The sequence below is a fragment of the Cohnella zeiphila genome (genome assembly GCF_014212055.1).
Taxonomy (GTDB): domain Bacteria; phylum Bacillota; class Bacilli; order Paenibacillales; family Paenibacillaceae; genus Cohnella; species Cohnella zeiphila.
This window is the reverse complement of record NZ_JACJVO010000045.1, coordinates 51,802-68,511: the sequence shown is the minus strand read 5'-3', so window position 1 is coordinate 68,511 and position 16,710 is coordinate 51,802. Positions and strand designations below refer to the sequence as shown.

Annotated in this window: 17 protein-coding genes; 14 read left to right on the top strand and 3 right to left on the bottom strand. The window is 60.7% G+C overall.

Annotation, left to right across the window (positions count from 1 at the left end; translation table 11 throughout):
• Positions 1–15 precede the first annotated feature (15 nt).
• Both H7C18_RS30410 and H7C18_RS30405 read left to right on the top strand, forming a co-directional pair.
• Positions 16–1,458, top strand: coding sequence for a nicotinate phosphoribosyltransferase (locus H7C18_RS30410; RefSeq protein WP_185132882.1), 1,443 nt, complete (start codon positions 16–18; stop codon positions 1,456–1,458).
• 252 nt (positions 1,459–1,710) lie between these two features.
• Positions 1,711–2,406, top strand: coding sequence for an N-acetylmannosamine-6-phosphate 2-epimerase (locus H7C18_RS30405; protein ID WP_238358076.1), 696 nt, complete (start codon positions 1,711–1,713; stop codon positions 2,404–2,406).
• Positions 2,407–2,485: 79 nt separating this feature from the next.
• Here H7C18_RS30405 and H7C18_RS30400 read toward each other — a convergent pair whose 3' ends face one another.
• Positions 2,486–4,042, bottom strand: a complete 1,557-nt coding sequence (locus H7C18_RS30400; protein WP_185132881.1) for an ABC-F family ATP-binding cassette domain-containing protein — start codon at positions 4,040–4,042, stop codon at positions 2,486–2,488.
• Between the two features lie 169 nt (positions 4,043–4,211).
• On the opposite strand from H7C18_RS30400, the gene H7C18_RS30395 reads away from it, so the two are divergent.
• Positions 4,212–4,766 (top strand): cyclase family protein, encoded by a 555-nt coding sequence (locus tag H7C18_RS30395; RefSeq protein WP_185132880.1) that lies wholly within the window; start codon positions 4,212–4,214, stop codon positions 4,764–4,766.
• The gene (locus H7C18_RS30390; RefSeq protein ID WP_238358075.1) at positions 4,763–5,590 is read left to right on the top strand and encodes an AAC(3) family N-acetyltransferase; all 828 of its coding nucleotides are present in this window, start codon (positions 4,763–4,765) and stop codon (positions 5,588–5,590) included. The genes H7C18_RS30395 and H7C18_RS30390 overlap by 4 nt, the downstream gene beginning before the upstream one ends.
• Before the next feature lie 332 nt (positions 5,591–5,922).
• On the opposite strand, the gene H7C18_RS35400 is transcribed toward H7C18_RS30390, so the two are convergent.
• Positions 5,923–6,477: a WGxxGxxG family protein gene (locus H7C18_RS35400; protein WP_238358074.1), complete on the bottom strand. Its 555-nt coding sequence runs from the start codon at positions 6,475–6,477 to the stop codon at positions 5,923–5,925.
• Between H7C18_RS35400 and pqqA the strand changes: the two genes are divergently transcribed.
• The 5 genes from pqqA to pqqE are packed head-to-tail and all read left to right on the top strand — an operon-like array spanning position 6,476 to position 9,715.
• Entirely contained in the window at positions 6,476–6,694 is a 219-nt protein-coding gene (pqqA, locus tag H7C18_RS36140) for a pyrroloquinoline quinone precursor peptide PqqA (RefSeq protein WP_185132879.1), read from the top strand. The two genes, H7C18_RS35400 and pqqA, sit on opposite strands and share 2 nt — an antisense overlap.
• Positions 6,695–6,745: 51 nt before the next feature.
• Positions 6,746–7,660, top strand: a complete 915-nt coding sequence (pqqB, locus tag H7C18_RS30375) for a pyrroloquinoline quinone biosynthesis protein PqqB (RefSeq protein WP_185132878.1) — start codon at positions 6,746–6,748, stop codon at positions 7,658–7,660.
• A 2-nt stretch (positions 7,661–7,662) separates the two neighbouring features.
• On the top strand, positions 7,663–8,367 hold the full coding sequence (gene pqqC, locus H7C18_RS30370; RefSeq protein WP_185132877.1) for a pyrroloquinoline-quinone synthase PqqC: 705 nt from the start codon (positions 7,663–7,665) through the stop codon (positions 8,365–8,367).
• Positions 8,364–8,639 (top strand): pyrroloquinoline quinone biosynthesis peptide chaperone PqqD, encoded by a 276-nt coding sequence (pqqD, locus tag H7C18_RS30365; protein WP_185132876.1) that lies wholly within the window; start codon positions 8,364–8,366, stop codon positions 8,637–8,639. The genes pqqC and pqqD overlap by 4 nt, the downstream gene beginning before the upstream one ends.
• Complete coding sequence (gene pqqE / locus H7C18_RS30360) at positions 8,630–9,715, top strand: pyrroloquinoline quinone biosynthesis protein PqqE (RefSeq protein WP_185132875.1); 1,086 nt, start codon at positions 8,630–8,632, stop codon at positions 9,713–9,715. The genes pqqD and pqqE overlap by 10 nt, the downstream gene beginning before the upstream one ends.
• 45 nt (positions 9,716–9,760) lie before the next feature.
• Here the strand turns inward: pqqE and H7C18_RS30355 are convergent, their stop codons facing one another.
• Complete coding sequence (locus H7C18_RS30355) at positions 9,761–10,003, bottom strand: hypothetical protein (protein WP_185132874.1); 243 nt, start codon at positions 10,001–10,003, stop codon at positions 9,761–9,763.
• Between the two features lie 227 nt (positions 10,004–10,230).
• Between H7C18_RS30355 and H7C18_RS30350 the strand changes: the two genes are divergently transcribed.
• The 5 genes from H7C18_RS30350 to H7C18_RS30330 all read left to right on the top strand — a co-directional run bounded on the left by H7C18_RS30350 (position 10,231) and on the right by H7C18_RS30330 (position 16,378).
• A complete protein-coding gene (locus H7C18_RS30350; protein ID WP_185132873.1) occupies positions 10,231–12,300 on the top strand; it encodes a bifunctional aldolase/short-chain dehydrogenase in 2,070 nt (689 codons plus the stop codon).
• A gap of 100 nt (positions 12,301–12,400) precedes the next feature.
• The gene (locus tag H7C18_RS30345) at positions 12,401–12,772 is read left to right on the top strand and encodes a sensory rhodopsin transducer (protein WP_185132872.1); all 372 of its coding nucleotides are present in this window, start codon (positions 12,401–12,403) and stop codon (positions 12,770–12,772) included.
• Between the two features lie 22 nt (positions 12,773–12,794).
• Positions 12,795–14,057: an L-rhamnose isomerase gene (rhaA, locus tag H7C18_RS30340; protein WP_185132871.1), complete on the top strand. Its 1,263-nt coding sequence runs from the start codon at positions 12,795–12,797 to the stop codon at positions 14,055–14,057.
• A gap of 6 nt (positions 14,058–14,063) precedes the next feature.
• Positions 14,064–15,536, top strand: a complete 1,473-nt coding sequence (locus H7C18_RS30335; protein WP_185132870.1) for an FGGY-family carbohydrate kinase — start codon at positions 14,064–14,066, stop codon at positions 15,534–15,536.
• Positions 15,537–15,613: 77 nt separating this feature from the next.
• Positions 15,614–16,378 (top strand): DeoR/GlpR family DNA-binding transcription regulator, encoded by a 765-nt coding sequence (locus H7C18_RS30330; protein ID WP_185132869.1) that lies wholly within the window; start codon positions 15,614–15,616, stop codon positions 16,376–16,378.
• Positions 16,379–16,710 lie beyond the last annotated feature (332 nt).

Sequence of the window (16,710 nt, the reverse complement as noted above, 5' to 3'; positions counted from 1 at the left end):
GGGGGAGACGACGGGATGAACTACGGGGATTTGACGCTGCATACGGATAAGTACCAAATCAATATGATGTACGCGCACTGGCGCAACGGAACCGATCGGCAGAAGGCGGCGTTCGAAGCGTATTTCCGCAAGCTGCCGTTCGGCAACGGGTTCGCGGTTTTCGCGGGATTGGGGCGGTTCGTCGAATACGTTCGGGGGCTGCGCTTCGATGACGAGACGCTGCGTTATTTGGCCGAACAGGAGGAAGGCTACGAATCCGCTTTTCTGGACAAGCTGGCCGGCTTCCGGTTCACGGGGGACATTTGGTCGATGGAGGAAGGGGCGCTCGTTTTCGCGGGCGAGCCGCTCGTCCGGATCGAGGCCGAGGCGTTCGAAGCGCACCTGCTGGAGACGGCACTGCTGAACTTCATCAATTACCAGACGCTGATCGCGACGAAGGCGGCCCGCATTCGCCAGGTCGCCCCGGACGACGCGCTGCTGGAATTCGGAACCCGCCGCGCCCAGGAAGCGGACGCGGCCGTCTGGGGCGCGCGCGCCGCTTACCTCGCCGGCTTCGACGCGACTTCGAACCTGCGGGCGGGCCATCTGTTCGGCATCCCGACTTCCGGGACGCACGCTCACGCCTGGGTGCAGATGCACGATTCGGAAGAAGAGGCGTTCCGCTTGTACGCGCAGACGTTCCCGCTTCAAGTGACCCTGCTGGTGGACACGTACGATACGCTTCGGAGCGGCGTTCCGAATGCGATCCGCGTCGCCAAGTGGATGGAAGACCAGGGCTGGCGGATGCAGGGGATCCGCCTCGACAGCGGCGACCTGGCTTATCTGTCGAAGGAAGCGCGCGCGATGCTCGATCAAGCGGGGCTGGAATACGTCAAAATCGTCGCTTCCAACGATCTCGACGAGAACATCATGCTCGACTTGAAAGCCCAAGGCGCGAGGATCGACAGCTGGGGCATCGGCACGCAGCTGATCACCGCGGCGGACCAGCCGGCACTCGGCGGCGTCTACAAGCTGGTCGCCAAGGAGCGCGACGGGGAATGGGAGCCGGTCATCAAGATCTCCGGCAACCCGGAGAAGGTGACCACGCCGGGAGCGAAGGACGTATACCGCATCATCGACAGGGGGACCGGCATCGCAATCGCCGACTATGTCGCTTTGACGGATGAAGGCGACGTCCGGAGCGGCGAGCCGATCGAGCTGTTCGATCCCGCGCATCCGTATCTGAACCGCACGGTGAGCGATTATGAGGCGTTGCCGATGCTGACTCCGGTTTTTCGCCGCGGAGAGCTGGTTTACGGGCAGCCTGATCTGACGGCTATCCGTTCCGGCCATCGCCGGCAGCTGGCGATGTTCCGGCGAGAGCATTTGCGCAAGCTGAACCCGGAGCATTATCCCGTTTATTTGAGCGTAAAGGCATGGAAGCAGAAAACGGAGCTGATCCGCAAGCGGAAGACATAGAAGCAGTCGTTTGCTTTCTTCGGACAAATGCGCCCCGGCGTGAGGCGCATTTGTTTTTTTATATTTTGGAGAAAATATTCTTCTTATTAACGAATATATATGGAGTAAATCTCCTTATCGTGTTACGATAATGGCGACAAACGAGACTGCGGATCTGAAACAGGGAGACGGAGTCATCTTGAAAGGAGGCGAAAATCGCGACTTATGACAGAAGCTCGCGAAAAATCGATGGCGGAGAGGGGAGTCCCCCGTTTGCATTCCTTGATCGCCGGTCTGCGGAACGGGCTGATCGTCTCCTGCCAGGCGCTGGAGAACGAGCCGCTTTACGGTTCAGGGACGATGGCGCTCATGGCGTCGGCCGCGGAAGAAGGCGGCGCCGTCGCGATCCGGGCCAATACGCCGCAGGACATCCGCGCGATCAAACGGAAGACGAGTCTGCCGGTGATCGGCCTCTACAAGGTTCGCTATCCCGGATCGGAAGCGTTTATTACGCCAACCATTCGCGAAGTCCGTGAAATCCGGGAAGCGGGGGCCGATCTGATCGCGATCGACGCGACCCGGCAGATTCGGCCGGACGGCGAATCGCTCGAAGCGTTCGTCGCGGAGATCCGCCTGCGGTTCCCCGACGTCGTGCTGGTGGCCGATGTCTCTACGTTCGAAGAAGGGGCGGCGGCTATGGAATGGGGTGCGGAAGCGGTCTCGACGACGCTGTCCGGGTACACCTCCTACAGCCCGCGGCAAGAGCATCCGGACGTGGAGCTTGTCTCCCGGCTGGCCGCGCTGCGCCATGCGCCCGTGCTTGCCGAAGGCCGCATCTGGTCGCCGGAGCAATGTCAGATTTGCCTGGACGCCGGAGCGCATGCCGTCGTCGTCGGAACAGCCATTACGAGGCCGCAGGAGATCACGCGCCGCTTCGTCAAATCCATTCGCGCGGGATGCGGGAAATAAGGCCGAAATCATAAACGGGGCTGTCCCGGTGACGGGACAGCCCCGTTGTTCGCCCGAAAGAGGACGAGCCCTCATGCGATCAAATGAGCTTCGTCGTCCACGATTCGCCGTTCCAGACGTCGGTGACGATGTCGCGGTAAAATTCCGGCTCGTGGCTAATGAGCAGGATGCTTCCTTTGTAAGCTCGCAGCGCGCGCTTCAGCTCGTCCTTGGCATCGACGTCCAGATGGTTCGTCGGCTCGTCGAGCACGAGAATATTCGTCTCCCGATTCATCAGCTTGCACAAGCGAACCTTCGCTTTCTCGCCGCCGCTCAAGACCGCGATCCGGCTCTCGATATGCTTCGTGGTCAGGCCGCATTTGGCGAGCGCCGCACGCACCTCGAACTGGGTGAGCGACGGGAACTCGTTCCACACCGACTCGATGCACGTCAGATCGGCATCGCCGTCGCTCTCCTGCTCGAAGTAGCCGATCGCCTGGTACTCGCCGCGTTCCACCGTTCCGGCCAGCGCCGGAATTTGGCCGAGCAGGCTGCGAAGCAGCGTCGTCTTGCCGATGCCGTTCGCGCCGACAAGGGCGACTTTCTGCCCGCGCTCCATCTTCAGATCGAGCGGCCGGCTCAGCGGCTCGTCGTAGCCGATGACGAGGCCGTGCGTCTCGAAGATCCACCGTCCGGGCGTCCGCGCTTCCTTGAAGCTGAACTCCGGCTTCGGCTTCTCCTTAGCCAGCTCGATGAGCTCCATGCTGTCCAGCTTCTTCTGCCGGGACATCGCCATGTTGCGGGTAGAGACGCGGGCTTTGTTCCGGGCGACGAAGTCCTTCAGGTCGGCGATCTCCTGCTGCTGGCGCTTGTAGGCCGCTTCAAGCTGCGCCTGCTTCGCTTCGTGCTGCGATACGAACGTGTCGTAATCGCCCACGTACCGGGCGAGCTGCTGATTGCTCATATGGTAGATGAGGTTGATGACGCTGTTCAGGAACGGAATGTCGTGGGAGATCAGAATAAAGGCGTTCTCGTATTCCTGCAAGTAGCGCTTCAGCCATTCGATATGCGATTCGTCCAAATAGTTCGTCGGCTCGTCGAGCAGAAGAATGTCGGGTTTTTCCAGCAGCAGCTTCGCGAGCAGCACCTTCGTCCGCTGGCCGCCGCTCAGATCGTTCACGTCGCGCTCCAGCCCGATCTCGCCCAGTCCGAGGCCGCGCGCGATCTCCTCCACCTTGGCGTCGATCAGGTAGAAATCGCCCATGTTCAGAAGGTCCTGAATCGTGCCGACTTCCTCAAGCAGAGCTTCCAGCTCTTCCGGCGAGGCTTCGCCCATTTTATCGTACATCGCGTTCATCTCGGCTTCGGCATCCATCAAATATTGAAAGGCGCCTCTCAGCACATCGCGAATCGTCATGCCTTTCTGCAGGACGGAATGCTGGTCGAGGTAGCCGACGCGCACTTTTTTGGCCCATTCGACTTTGCCGGCGTCCGGCTCCAGCTTGCCCATGACGATGTTCATGAACGTCGACTTGCCCTCGCCGTTGGCGCCGATCAGGCCGACGTGCTCTCCTTTCAGCAGGCGGAACGAGACGTCTTGGAAGATCGCCCGGTCTCCGAACCCGTGACTTAAATTCGTAACGGTCAAAATACTCATCTATCGGCACCTTTTCGTTGTTTGTTTTCGTGGACAGACACGATTTCTTCATTATAATCCGGCTTCTCCGCTCAACTCAACGGAAAAATGACCGGCCGGCGCACGCAGCGCCGCATGCAGGTGTATAATCGGGAAAGAACGAACGGAATTCGAAAGGGGCGAGCCGCAATTGAGAATCGTCGACTTGTCCATGCCGATCTACGACGGCATGCCCGTCTATCCGGGCGATCCGGAAGTCACGGTGGAAATCGCCCATACGCGCGACCGTTACGGCTGGGAGCTGCGGAAGCTGGCCATGGGCACTCACGCGGGAACGCACGTGGACGCGCCGTCCCATATGCATGAAGGAGCCGCGACGTTGGACGAGCTCCCTTTGGATGCGTTTTTCGGCTTGTCGCAGGTCGTGTGCGCGAACGATTCGTGGCCTCGGGCCAGAGGGTTGTTTTTCGCGGAAACGGCGGGGGAGGCATTATTCGGCCGGTTGAAGGAGCTGGCGCCTCCGTTCGTCGGGGGCGAGCTGACGGAGGAGCTGGAGCGGCTGCTGCTCGGCGCGGGTATCGTGACCTATACGTCGCTGAACGGGCTGGACCGGCTTCCGCGAGGCGTCGATTTTCTTTTCTGCGGGTTCCCGCTTCGCATTCGGGAGGGCGATGGCTCACCCGTGCGGGCGGTCGCCGTTTTCGCGGACGATATCGGCGGATTCGGAAAGGGGGAAGAGCGTTGAACGAGCAAAGGGCGATTTTGCGCAGCTCGGACATCGTCACGAAGGAAAGCTTGATCCGGGATTTTCGCGCCCTCGGCGTGAAGGAAGGACAGTCGCTGCTCGTCCATAGCTCGCTCAGCCGGATCGGCTGGGTGTGCGGAGGGCCGGTCGCGGTCGTTCAGGCACTCGTAGAGCTGCTCGGCGAAGCGGGATCGCTCGTCATGCCGACGCATTCCGGCGACTACTCGGAGCCCGCCAAGTGGGCGCTGCCGCCGGTGCCGCAAGCATGGTGGGAGACGATCCGCGAGACGATGCCGGCGTTCGATCCGCAAATAACGCCGACCCGCGGCATGGGCGCGATTCCGGAATGCTTCCGCGCGTTCCCGGGCGTACGCCGGAGCAGTCATCCCGCTCTTTCGTTCGCGGCGCGGGGGAGGGAAGCGGACTTCGTCACGCGGAACCACTCGCTCGCCTACGGCCTCGGCGAGCAGTCGCCGTTGGCGCGGCTCTACGATCTGGACGCATCCGTGCTGCTGCTCGGCGTCGGATATGACAGCAATACTTCGTTCCACCTGGCCGAGAGCCGGCAGCCGAACCCTCCCGTCACTTGGGAAGGAGCGCCGGTCATCGAGAACGGGAAGCGCCTCTGGAAGAGCTATCCGGAGATCGAATTCGACACCGACCGGTTCGAGGACATCGGAGAGGATTTCGAGCGCGAGCGGAAGCGGGACGTCGCCTTCGGCCGGGTCGGCGTGGCGGATTGCAGGCTGTTCCGGGTGCGGGATTGCGTCGATTACGCGCTGGAATGGCTGGCCGAACACCCAAGGGAGGAGGGCGAAGGATGAAGGAACCGGGGGATCGCGACACGTTCTAGCTTCTGTACGAAAGTCGCGAGCTGTTGAGCGGACTCGCGCGTGCGCTCTGCGAGGAAGATGCGCCTCGTCTGACCGTCGCCACGCAGGGCAAGAACATCGCCGCCCAGAACCTATACGCGAAGAACGGCTTCCGCGCCTTGCGGGTGCTGCTGACGACCTCGTGCACGCATTCGGGAATGGAAGAAGCCGACGTCTCCCGCGTGATTGAAGCGATCTATTCCTTTTACAGGAACAAATGTGAAAAGGCGGCGCTAAGGAATGATCCTTGCACCGCCTTTTCATCGTCTTCGGTTTCCCATGCCTTATCTTTTGTCGCGTTCCGGATTCCGGCCCCGCATGCCCGCGAGCCCAATCAAGCCAAGCAGACCGAGCCAGCCCCAATTGCTGCCTCGGTTCGCGGTGGTCGACGCTGCGTATACCCGGCCGTCCCCGCGAACCGCGTTCGCGCGAACTCCGTCCGTACGAACCCCGTCTGTGCGAACGCCGCCCACGTTAACTCCATCCACATGAACCCCGTCCACATTAAGCCCGCCGACGCGAACCCCGTCCGTGGCATTCGTTGTCGAATATGTGCGGTAGCCCGTTTGAGGAGTCTGTCTGTCCGAGTAATTCGAATTCCAATATTGGGTTCCCGTGGCCGTCCCATAGACGCTTACGTCATAATTCGGCTTCGCGCCCATTCCCGTGCCCGTCCCGTGTACGCTGTGCGTGTGCACGGTTCCCGTTGCGGATCCCATGCCGGTTCCCCGTCCGCCATTGCCGCCGTCCGCCGCCGAAGCATGGGGATGGGCCGGAACCGTCAGCATCAAAGACAGCAAGCCTGCGGCGAGCAATCCGCTTTTGATTTGTCCTTTCATGACCGTACCTTCCTTTTTGTATATGACTTTAATCCTTGTCTTAAGTTGTCACGCCGCTTGCGGTCTTATGCAGTTCGTTCGTTGTTATAGGACGAGTGAAAACCGACATAAGCATATAAAAACGCGTCCTCTAGGGGGTGAGAGCATGTGGGTGAAGCCCGATTTTGAGGTGATCGAGGTTTGCGCCGAAGTGACGGCCTATGCCTATCAGAAGTAAAGCAAGCACAATGCCGGAGCGATCCGGCATCTATTTTTTGGGGGGAAGATCATGTTCTTGAAGGTGCTCGGATCGGCGGCGGGAGGCGGTTATCCGCAATGGAACTGCGGCTGCTCCAACTGCCGCCGCGTACGCGCGAAGCGCCGATTGTTTCGCGCCCGGATGCATAGTTGCCTCGCCCTTAGCGATGACGGCAGAAGCTGGTACCTGTTGAATGCGACCCCCGATATACTCGCGCAGATCGAATCCCATGCCGGACTGCGGCCGGGCCCGGCGATGCGCCATACCCCGCTGGCGGGCGTGCTGCTTACGGATGCCGAGCTGGACCACACGATCGGATTGCTTCATATAAGGGAATCCGCCGAAATCGAAGTATATGCCGCGCCTCCCGTGCTCCAGGCTCTTCAAGAGCATTTTCCGATTCGTCAAATCCTTGAGCCCTATGCCAAGTATCGCTGGTCGATGGCGAGGCCGAATGAATCGTTTCCACTATTTGGGGGAAGAGTAACCATCGATCCGTTCTTCTTGGGCTGCAAGCCTCCCAGGTACGCGTCCGTCCGGGAAATGGAGAGTTCGGCGCGATCTCCCTGGGTGATCGGTTACCGGATCGTGGACCGGCGCACAGGCGGTACGGTCGTATACGCCCCCGGGGTAGAAGAATGGACGGAGGAGCTGGAACAACAGCTGGAGAATGCCGATTGCATTTTCCTGGACGGAACGTTCTGGCATTCGGATGAGCTGAGAGGTCTGGGGATCTCCGCATTGGCCGCATCCGATATGGGGCATATTCCCATTGCCGGTCCGAACGGCAGCCTGGAGCGGTTCGCGAGACTGTCGGCGTACCGGAAAATTTACATTCACATCAATAACACCAACCCGATTCTGGACGAAGGGTCCCGGGAACACCGCATCCTCCGGGAACTGGGAATCGAGGTCGGTGACGACGGGTTGGAATTGGAGGTTTGAACGTGAATTTGCTATCGAATGAAGAATTGACGGCAAGGCTGCGGCAGGTGGGGGAGCGGCGCTATCACGACAAGCATCCCTATCACGTCCGTATGCACGAGGGAAAGCTAAGTCAGGAGCAGGTTCGGGCCTGGGTGGCCAACCGGTTCTACTATCAAAAAAACATTCCCGTCAAAGACGCGATCATCCTATCCAAGCTCCCGACCCGGGAGGAGCGCCGCAGATGGATTCAACGCATCGTGGACCACGACGGGACAACCGGGAACGAGGGGGGGATCGAGGCCTGGATTCGACTGGGCGAAGCCGTCGGGATTCCCCGGGAAGAAATGCTGGATGAGCGACATGTGCTTCCGGCCGTTCGCTTCGCGGTCGATGCCTACGTGAACTTCTGCCGCAACCGGCCGTGGCTGGAAGCCGTCGCCTCTTCCTTGACGGAATTGTTCGCGCCGGGTCTCATCTCCCAGCGAATGGCCGTCTTCGAGCAGCTGTATCCGTGGATTCAGCCGGATGGATTGGAGTATTTCCGAGCCAGGCTGCACCAGGCGCCGCGCGACGCGGATCACGGGCTGGAGCTCGTCCTGCGGGAATGCGAGAACCGCAGGGACCAGGACCGGTGCATCGCCGCCCTTCAATTCAAATGCGAGGTGCTGTGGTCGCTTCTCGATGCGTTAAGCTTGGCTTACCCCGACACGGAGAAATCGCGATGAAGTGGGAGCTGACGGAGCGGATTCGGATTCGCGCCCCGGCTCGGATGAAGTTCGATAAAGCCAGGCAAACCGACATGCTGCTGCTGCCGGAACGGGTCGTACGGCTGAATCCGACGGCCGGGGCGATTCTATGGCTGTGCGACGGCGAGCGGACGGTTGCCCGGATGATCGAAGATTTGGAGACGAAGTACAATCAGACGAACCTGCAGCCGGATATTCTCGCTTTTCTGACAGAGGCGATCGGCAGAGGGTGGGTGGAAATATGTCCGTAAGCATCCCCTATGCGATGACGGCGGAGCTTACGCATCGATGTCCCCTGCATTGCGTCTACTGCTCGAATCCGCTCGAACTGCAAAAAAGAGAAAGCGAGCTGACCGCTCAAGAGTGGATCGACGTTTTCGAACAAGCCGGCGATATGGGCATCGTGCAGGTTCATCTTACCGGAGGAGAGCCCCTGCTCAGACCGGACCTGAACGAGCTGGTCGTTCACGCCAGGGAATCGGGCCTGTTCCTTAATTTAATTACGAGCGGCGTCGGCATGACGGAACGGCGGATTCGGCAGCTTGCGCGTTCGGGAATCGACAGCGTTCAATTGAGCGTTCAAGCCCCGGAGGCCGGTCTTGCGGATACGATCGCGGGCACGAAGGCTCACGAGCACAAGGAAAGAGCCGCCAAGTGGATACGGGCCGCGGGACTTCCGCTACATATGAACGCCGTTCTGCATCGGCAAAATATCCATTTGGTGGAGGACTTGATCGAGCTTTGCGCATCATGGGGAGCGGATCGGCTGGAGCTTGCCAACGCCCAATACTACGGATGGGCTTTATTGAACCGCCGGCAGCTGCTGCCGACAAGAGATCAGCTTATCGCCGCCGAAGCGGCTTTCGCTCGCGCGAAGGAACGTTTCGGCCATCGGATCGAACTGATATGGGTCATCCCCGATTATTATGAGGATTATCCCAAGCCGTGCATGGGAGGGTGGGGAAACCTGTCGCTGACGGTAACGCCGGACGGAACGGTGCTGCCCTGCACGGCGGCATCGGGCATCAAAAGCATGAAATTCGAATCCGTTAAAGAGAGGCGTCTGAAGTGGATCTGGGAGGAGTCCGCTTCTTTTAACGCGTATCGCGGCTTTGACTGGATGGCGGAGCCGTGCCGGAATTGCGAGCACCGCTTTCGGGACTTCGGGGGATGCCGTTGTCAAGCTTATCTCTTGACGGGCGACCCGAGCCGGGCGGATCCCGTATGCGCGCGGTCGCCTCATCACCGCCTGGTCACCGAGGCGCTGCCGTCGGAATCCGAATTCGATCCCCTGCAACGGCCATCCTATTCCTATCGCGGTAAATAAAAAGCAAAGGAGCCGGCAAGCGATCGCCGGCTCTTTTTGATGTCCTTACGATTCGAGATTGGCCGCGCTCTTTGCTTCGACGGCTTCGGAGGATTCTTTCCCCTCTTGCTGATCGAACATCTTGCCGAGCTTCCACCCGATTCCTATATTCACTACTGCCATGGCCGCGAACAGGACCACGTCTCCCCAAGGTTCGGGAAGCAGCAGATCCGCAAGCAGCCATCCGCCGGTCATCGAAGCTCCCATGATTGCGCCCTTTACGGATGACTTGAAATAAGTTCTCGCCATTTGGCACACCTCCCATCGTCTGGCTTCCGCTTGCCGCCGTTCTTGGTGGCACCGCTGTCGCAATCCTGCCTTCAAAACCGATTATATGTTGGGGACAAAAATGAATAGTACCGAAAATAAATCTTTGTTTTTGTTTGATTTTCGATATTCAAACACAAACAAAAATGCTATAATGCCCGTAAATGCACTATTCAAAACAAAAACCAATCATCCGGAGGTTTTCATCCATGGTACAAAGCTTGTGGGATTCGGCGAAGGCATCGCAGCTGCATGATGGGCTCGATCAGCTCGTCTACCGCTCGAACCTGATCGGCGCGGATCGGCGCGTCTGCAACTGGGGCGGCGGCAATACGTCGAGCAAGACGGTCATTCAGGATTTTCGCGGACGCGACGTCGAAGTAATGTACGTGAAGGGCAGCGGCTCCGACCTGGCCACGATGAAGGCGGGCAACTTCACGGGGCTGCGCATGGACGACATCCGGCCGCTGTTCGAGCGCGAATCCATGTCCGACGAAGATATGGTCGCCTATCTGGCGAACTGCATGATCGACGCCAAGCATCCGCGCGCTTCGATCGAGACGCTGCTGCATGCGTTCCTCCCGTTCAAGCACGTAGACCATACCCATCCGGATGCGATCATCAGCCTGTGCTGCGCCGACAACGGCAAGGAGCTGGCCAAGGAGATTTTCGGCGACCGGTTCGTCTGGGTTCCGTATGTCCGTCCGGGCTTCACGCTGTCGAAGATGATCGCCCAAGGCGTACTGGCCAATCCGAAGGCCGAGCTGGTGCTCATGGAAAAGCACGGTCTGGTCACGTGGGGCGAGACGTCGGAGGAAGCGTACGCGCAGACGATCAAGATCATCAGCGAAGCCGAAGCGTTCATTGAAGCCCGCGTCGACGAGGCGAAGCTGTTCGGCGGCGTCCGGCACGCTCCGTTGCCCGCGGAAGTTCGCCGCGCCATCGCGGCCGAAGTGATGCCGACCGTCCGCGGCGCCGTCAGCGACGCGAAGAAGATGATTCTGACGTTCGACGACCAGGATGACGTGCTTGCATTCGTCGGCGGCGAGAAATCCGCGAAGCTGTCGCAAGTCGGCGCCGCTTGTCCGGACCACCTCGTGCATACGAAGGTCGTGCCTCTGTTTATCGACTGGACGCCGAACGCGGACGACGTCGAAGGGCTCAAAGCGATTCTGAAAGACGGCATCGCCGCCTATAAAGATCAGTACAAAGCGTACTTCGAGCGCAACAGGAACGATGGCGACGTCATGTTCGAAGCCGCTCCGCGCGTCATCCTCATTCCGGGCGTCGGCATGATCAACACCGGCAAGAGCTGGGCCAACGCCCAGGTAAGCGGCGCCCTGTACCATCGCGCGATCGCCGTCATGCGCGGCGCGACCGCCCTCGGGGAATTCGTCTCTCTCAGCGAGAACGAATCGTATAACGTCGAGTACTGGCCGCTCGAGCTTTACAAGCTGTCGCTCGCTCCGCCGGAAGCGGAATTTTCCCGCCAGGTCGCGTTCATTACGGGCGGCGCCGGCGGCATCGGCAGCGAGACGGCCCGGCGCCTCGTCTCCGAAGGCGCGCATGTCGTGCTGGCCGACCTGAACCTCGAAGGCGCCGAGAAGGTCGCCGCCGAGATCAACGACAAGTTCGGAGAGAACCGCGCGATCGCGGTGAAGATGGACGTGACGAACGAAGAGATGGTGCAGGCCGCGTACGCGCAGACGGCGCTGAGCTTCGGCGGCGTCGACATCATCGTCAACAACGCGGGACTCGCCACGTCCAGCCCGTTCACCGAAACGTCCCTCAAGGAATGGAACCTGAACATGAACGTGCTCGGCACCGGCTACTTCCTCGTCGCCCGCGAAGCGTTCAAGATCATGAAGACGCAGGCGATCGGCGGCAGCATGGTGTTCATCGGCTCCAAGAACTCCATCTATGCCGGCAAGAACGTCACCGCCTACAGCTCGGCGAAGGCGCTTGAAGCCCATCTGGCCCGCTGCATCGCGGCGGAAGGCGGCGAGCTCGGCATTCGCGTCAACACGATTCTGCCGGACGCCATTCTGCAAGGCTCCGCCATCTGGAACAGCAACTGGCGCAACGAGCGGGCCGCGGCTTACGGCATCGAGCCGGACCAGCTGGAAGAGTACTACCGCAAGCGCACGACGCTGCTCGTCAACATTTATCCGCGGGACATCGCCGAGGGCGTGGCGTTCTTCGCCTCCTCCAAGGCCGCGAAGACGACGGGCTGCATGCTGACGATCGACGGCGGCGTTCCGGCGGCGTTCACCCGCTAATCGAGTTATCATTCAGGAACCCCCGCAAAGTACCCGAGTTGGCTTCAGAGGAGCAACGGCCGCTTTGCGGGGGCCATTCCATGGGGAGGGCAAACGACACATGCATCCTGCCAAAGGCGAGAAACATTGGATTATCCCGGACGGCTACATTCCGCCGACGAGCGCCGGTTCGCTGACGAGCCACGAGTCGGTCTGCGTGCTGAACTTATCGTCCGAAGAGGCTTTGCTGAACCTGACGATTTTTTTCGAAGACCGGGACCCGATCGAGGACATCCTCGTCGTCGTTCCGCCCCGCCGCACGAAGCACATCCGCACCTCGACGCTGAGCAAGGGAGGAACATCAATTCCGGTCGGCGTTCCTTATGCGATCGAAGTGCTCAGCGACATTCCGATCATCGTGCAGTACAGCCGTCTCGACGCAACCCAGGCCGAGAACGCGCTCATGTCGGTCGTCGGCTATCCGATTAAATAATTTCCAAGGAGGGCACGAACGCATGTCTTCGAAAATCGAGCAAAACTACCGCGAAGCCCAGGAACTGTATGCCAAACACGGAATCGACACCGAAGAGGCGCTCAAAAAGCTGCAGACGATCAAAATCTCGATGCACTGCTGGCAGGGCGACGACGTCCGCGGATTTCTGAACCGCGACCAGGAGCTGACCGGCGGCATCTCGGTCACCGGGAGCTATCCGGGCGCGGCGCGCACGCCGGAGGAATTGCGCGCCGATCTGGAGAAAGCGTTCTCTTTGATCCCCGGCAAGCATAAGGTCAATCTGCATGCCATCTACGCCGATACCGACGAGAAGGTGGAGCTTGACCGGATCGAGCCGAAGCATTACGAGAAGTGGGTCTCCTGGGCGAAAGAGCAGGGGCTCGGACTCGACTTCAATCCGACCTGCTTCTCGCACGAGAAGTCGAGCGACGGCTTTACGCTCAGCCATGCCGATCCGGAGATCCGCCGGTTCTGGATCGACCACTGCAAGGCATCGCGCCGGGTCGGCGCTTACTTCGGCGAGCAGCTCGGGCAGACGTGCGTGACGAACGTGTGGGTTCCGGACGGCTACAAGGACATTCCGGCCGACCGTTTGGCGCCGCGGCAGCGGCTCAAGGACGCGCTCGACGAAGTGTTCGCGGAAGAGATCGATCCGAAGTTCAATCTCGACGCGGTCGAGAGCAAGCTGTTCGGCCTCGGCGCGGAAGCGTACACGGTCGGCTCGCATGAGTTCTACATGGGCTACGGCATCCGGAACAACAAGCTGATCTGCCTCGACGCCGGCCATTTCCATCCGACGGAAGTGATCTCGAACAAGCTGTCGGCGCTGTCCCTGTTCGCGGACGGCATTCTGCTGCACGTGAGCCGCCCGGTTCGCTGGGACAGCGACCACGTCGTCGTGCTCGACGACGAGCTGATGGATATCGGCCGCGAGCTCGTGCGCGGCGACCTGCTCGGCAAAACGCATATCGGCCTCGACTTTTTCGACGCCAGCATCAACCGCGTCGCCGCCTGGGTCATCGGCACGCGCAATACGATCAAGGCGCTGCTTCGCGCCATGCTGGAACCCGCCGAAGCGCTGCGGAAGGCGGAGCTGGCCGGCGATTATACGACCCGTCTCGCGCTGTCGGAGGAGTTCAAGACGTATCCGTTCGGTGCGGTGTGGGACTACTACTGCGAGCAGATGGGCGTTCCGGTTCGCGAATCGTGGCTGGACGAAGTCAAGGCGTACGAGCAAGAAGTTCTGCAGAAGCGCGGAGGCTGATGCCCGGTGGCCGACATCCTCGCATACGATCTCGGCGCGAGCAGCGGAAGGGCGCTGCTCGGCCGTCTGACGGACCGGCAGATCGTCACGGAAGAGCTCCATCGCTTCCCGAACGATCCGGTGCAGGTGGGAGACCGTCTGCATTGGGACATTTTGTGTCTGTATCACGAATTGAAGCAAGGGCTGCTCAAAGCCAAGCATCAGGGCGTTGAAGTGCGCAGCCTCGCGATCGACTCCTGGGCGGTCGACTTCGGCTTGCTGGGAGGAAACGGCGAGCTGCTCGGAAACCCGTACCACTACCGCGACCGGCATACCGACGGCATGATGGAACGGCTGTTCGCGGAGATTCCGGCTGCCGAGGTGTTCGCCCGCACCGGCATCCAGTTTCTGCCGTTCAACTCGGTCTTTCAGCTGTACGCACTGAAGCAAGCCGGTTCTCCGCTGCTGTCGGCCGCGCGACGGTTCCTGATGATTCCGGATCTGCTCCGCTACTTCCTGACGGGGGAGGAGATCAGCGAGTTCACGAACGCGACGACCACGCAGCTGTTCAACCCGACGGCAAACCGCTGGGATTCGGAACTGCTGCGCCGTCTCGGCCTGGACGAATCGCTGTTCGCGCCGGTGGCGCTGCCCGGCACCCAAGTCGGCGCGCTTCGGCCGGCTTTGACGGAAGAACTCGGCGTCGGAGCGATCCCGGTGTTCGCCGTTGCCGAGCACGACACGGGCTCCGCCGTTGCCGCCGTTCCCGCGACGGATCGCTCTTTCGCGTATTTGAGCTGCGGCACCTGGTCGCTGATGGGCACCGAAGTGGAACGGCCGGTGCTGTCCGAGCTGGCCCGCGAGCTGAACTTCACGAACGAGGGCGGCGTGAACGGCACGTTCCGGCTGCTAAAGAACATCATGGGCCTGTGGATCCTGAACGAGACCCGGCGCGAATGGGAGCGGGCGGGGCAGTCGTATTCGTTCCCCGAGCTGGTCCGCCTGGCCGGAGAGGCTAAGCCGTTCGCGGCGTTCATCGATCCGGACGACGATGCGTTCCTGCCCCCCGGCGATATGCCGACGCGGATTCGCGGCTATTGCGAGCGGACCGGCCAGAGGGCGCCGGAGGAGCCGGGTGAAGTCGTTCGCTGCATTCTGGAAAGCCTTGCCTTCAAGTATCGCTACGTGCTAGAGTTGACCGAGCGGCTGTCGGATCAGACGTTCGGCGGGCTGCACATGGTCGGGGGCGGCATTCAGAACGCGCTGCTCTGCCAATGGTCGGCCAACGCGATCGGCCGCCCCGTCTGGGCGGGACCGGCGGAAGGAAGCGCCATCGGCAACCTCGCCGTGCAATGGATCGCGCATGGCGAGTTGTCCGACATATGGGAAGCGCGCAAGGTGATCCGCGACTCGTTCCCGGTCGTCGTGTACGAGCCGCGGGAGCGGGAAGCCTGGGAGGAAGGCTACGGCCGATTCCGGCGTTATACCGGTTTGTCATAAAGAAGAGAGGCCGCCGTCCGGGAGAATCGCTTCTTGGGCGGCGCGCCGCTCCTATATAAAACGGAAGGAGGCTGCCTATGCTGGTTGCGGAACGCTATGAGAAAATCGTTCAGCTCGTCAACGAAAGAGGAAGCATTCGGGTATCCGAACTGAGCGATCTGTGCCAGGTGACGGAGGAGACGATCCGCCGCGACCTGGACCGGCTCGAGTTGGCCGGGCGTTTGCGCAGGTCGCATGGCGGCGCGGTCAGCGTCAAGGATCAGCCGCAGCAGCCGGAAATTCCGTATTCGGAACGGGAGATCACGCATGCCGACGAGAAGCGGCGAATCGCGGCGGAAGCGGTGAAGCGCATCCGTCCGAAGGACCGCATCCTGCTTGACGCCAGCTCCACCGCCTGGTATATGGCGGCGAGCATGCCCGACATTCCGCTGACGGTGCTGACCAATTCGATCAAGGTGGCGACGGAGCTCGCCGTCAAGGAGAAGATCGAAGTGATCTCGACCGGCGGCATCCTCGCGCAGCGGTCGCTGTCGTTCGTCGGCCCGCTGGCAGAGCGTTCGCTTGACGCTTATTACGTCGACAAGGCGTTTTTCTCGTGCAAAGGCGTCCACCTGGAGCGGGGAATCAGCGAGTCGAACGAGCTGCAGGCGCGAATCAAGCAGAAGATGGTCGGAATGGCGGACGAGGTCGTTCTGCTGGCGGATGCCAGCAAATTCGGCGTTCAGGCGTTCACTCATGTTGCCGAAATGTCGCAGGTGAACGCGATTGTCACCGACCGGCGGCTACCGGACGAGACGCTTCGCCGGCTCGCCGAGCTGTCGATCGAGACGACGGTCGTCTGATGCGCGAGCTTCCGGTTGTCGCGGCCATTCTCCTTTACGGAGGCGGCCGCGTCTTTTTGATTGCCGTCTCGCATGCTCGGCTCTTCCGAGTCTGCGACGCCTCGAACGCCGGAGTTGGTTTGATATCAGACTAATTTGCTCGCATGAACGCCTCGGATGCCGGAGTTGGTCTGATTTCAGACGAATTTGCTCGCATGGACGCCTCGGATGCCGGAGTTGGTTTGATTTCAAACTAATTTGCTCGCATGGACGCCTCGGATGCCGGAGTTGGTTTGATATCAGACTAATTTGCTCGCATGGACGCCTCGGATGCCGGAGTTGGTTTGATATCA

What these genes read in the sequence shown, in the direction of transcription:
- pqqA (WP_185132879.1), top strand. Translation starts at nt 6,476, where the DNA reads ATGACCGTACCTTCCTTTTTGTATATGACTTTAATCCTTGTCTTAAGT.
- H7C18_RS30410 (WP_185132882.1), top strand. Translation starts at nt 16, where the DNA reads ATGAACTACGGGGATTTGACGCTGCATACGGATAAGTACCAAATCAAT.
- rhaA (WP_185132871.1), top strand. Translation starts at nt 12,795, where the DNA reads ATGTCTTCGAAAATCGAGCAAAACTACCGCGAAGCCCAGGAACTGTAT.
- H7C18_RS30345 (WP_185132872.1), top strand. Translation starts at nt 12,401, where the DNA reads ATGCATCCTGCCAAAGGCGAGAAACATTGGATTATCCCGGACGGCTAC.
- pqqE (WP_185132875.1), top strand. Translation starts at nt 8,630, where the DNA reads ATGTCCGTAAGCATCCCCTATGCGATGACGGCGGAGCTTACGCATCGA.
- pqqB (WP_185132878.1), top strand. Translation starts at nt 6,746, where the DNA reads ATGTTCTTGAAGGTGCTCGGATCGGCGGCGGGAGGCGGTTATCCGCAA.
- H7C18_RS30350 (WP_185132873.1), top strand. Translation starts at nt 10,231, where the DNA reads ATGGTACAAAGCTTGTGGGATTCGGCGAAGGCATCGCAGCTGCATGAT.
- H7C18_RS35400 (WP_238358074.1), bottom strand. Translation starts at nt 6,477, where the DNA reads ATGAAAGGACAAATCAAAAGCGGATTGCTCGCCGCAGGCTTGCTGTCT.
- pqqD (WP_185132876.1), top strand. Translation starts at nt 8,364, where the DNA reads ATGAAGTGGGAGCTGACGGAGCGGATTCGGATTCGCGCCCCGGCTCGG.
- H7C18_RS30355 (WP_185132874.1), bottom strand. Translation starts at nt 10,003, where the DNA reads ATGGCGAGAACTTATTTCAAGTCATCCGTAAAGGGCGCAATCATGGGA.
- H7C18_RS30330 (WP_185132869.1), top strand. Translation starts at nt 15,614, where the DNA reads ATGCTGGTTGCGGAACGCTATGAGAAAATCGTTCAGCTCGTCAACGAA.
- H7C18_RS30400 (WP_185132881.1), bottom strand. Translation starts at nt 4,042, where the DNA reads ATGAGTATTTTGACCGTTACGAATTTAAGTCACGGGTTCGGAGACCGG.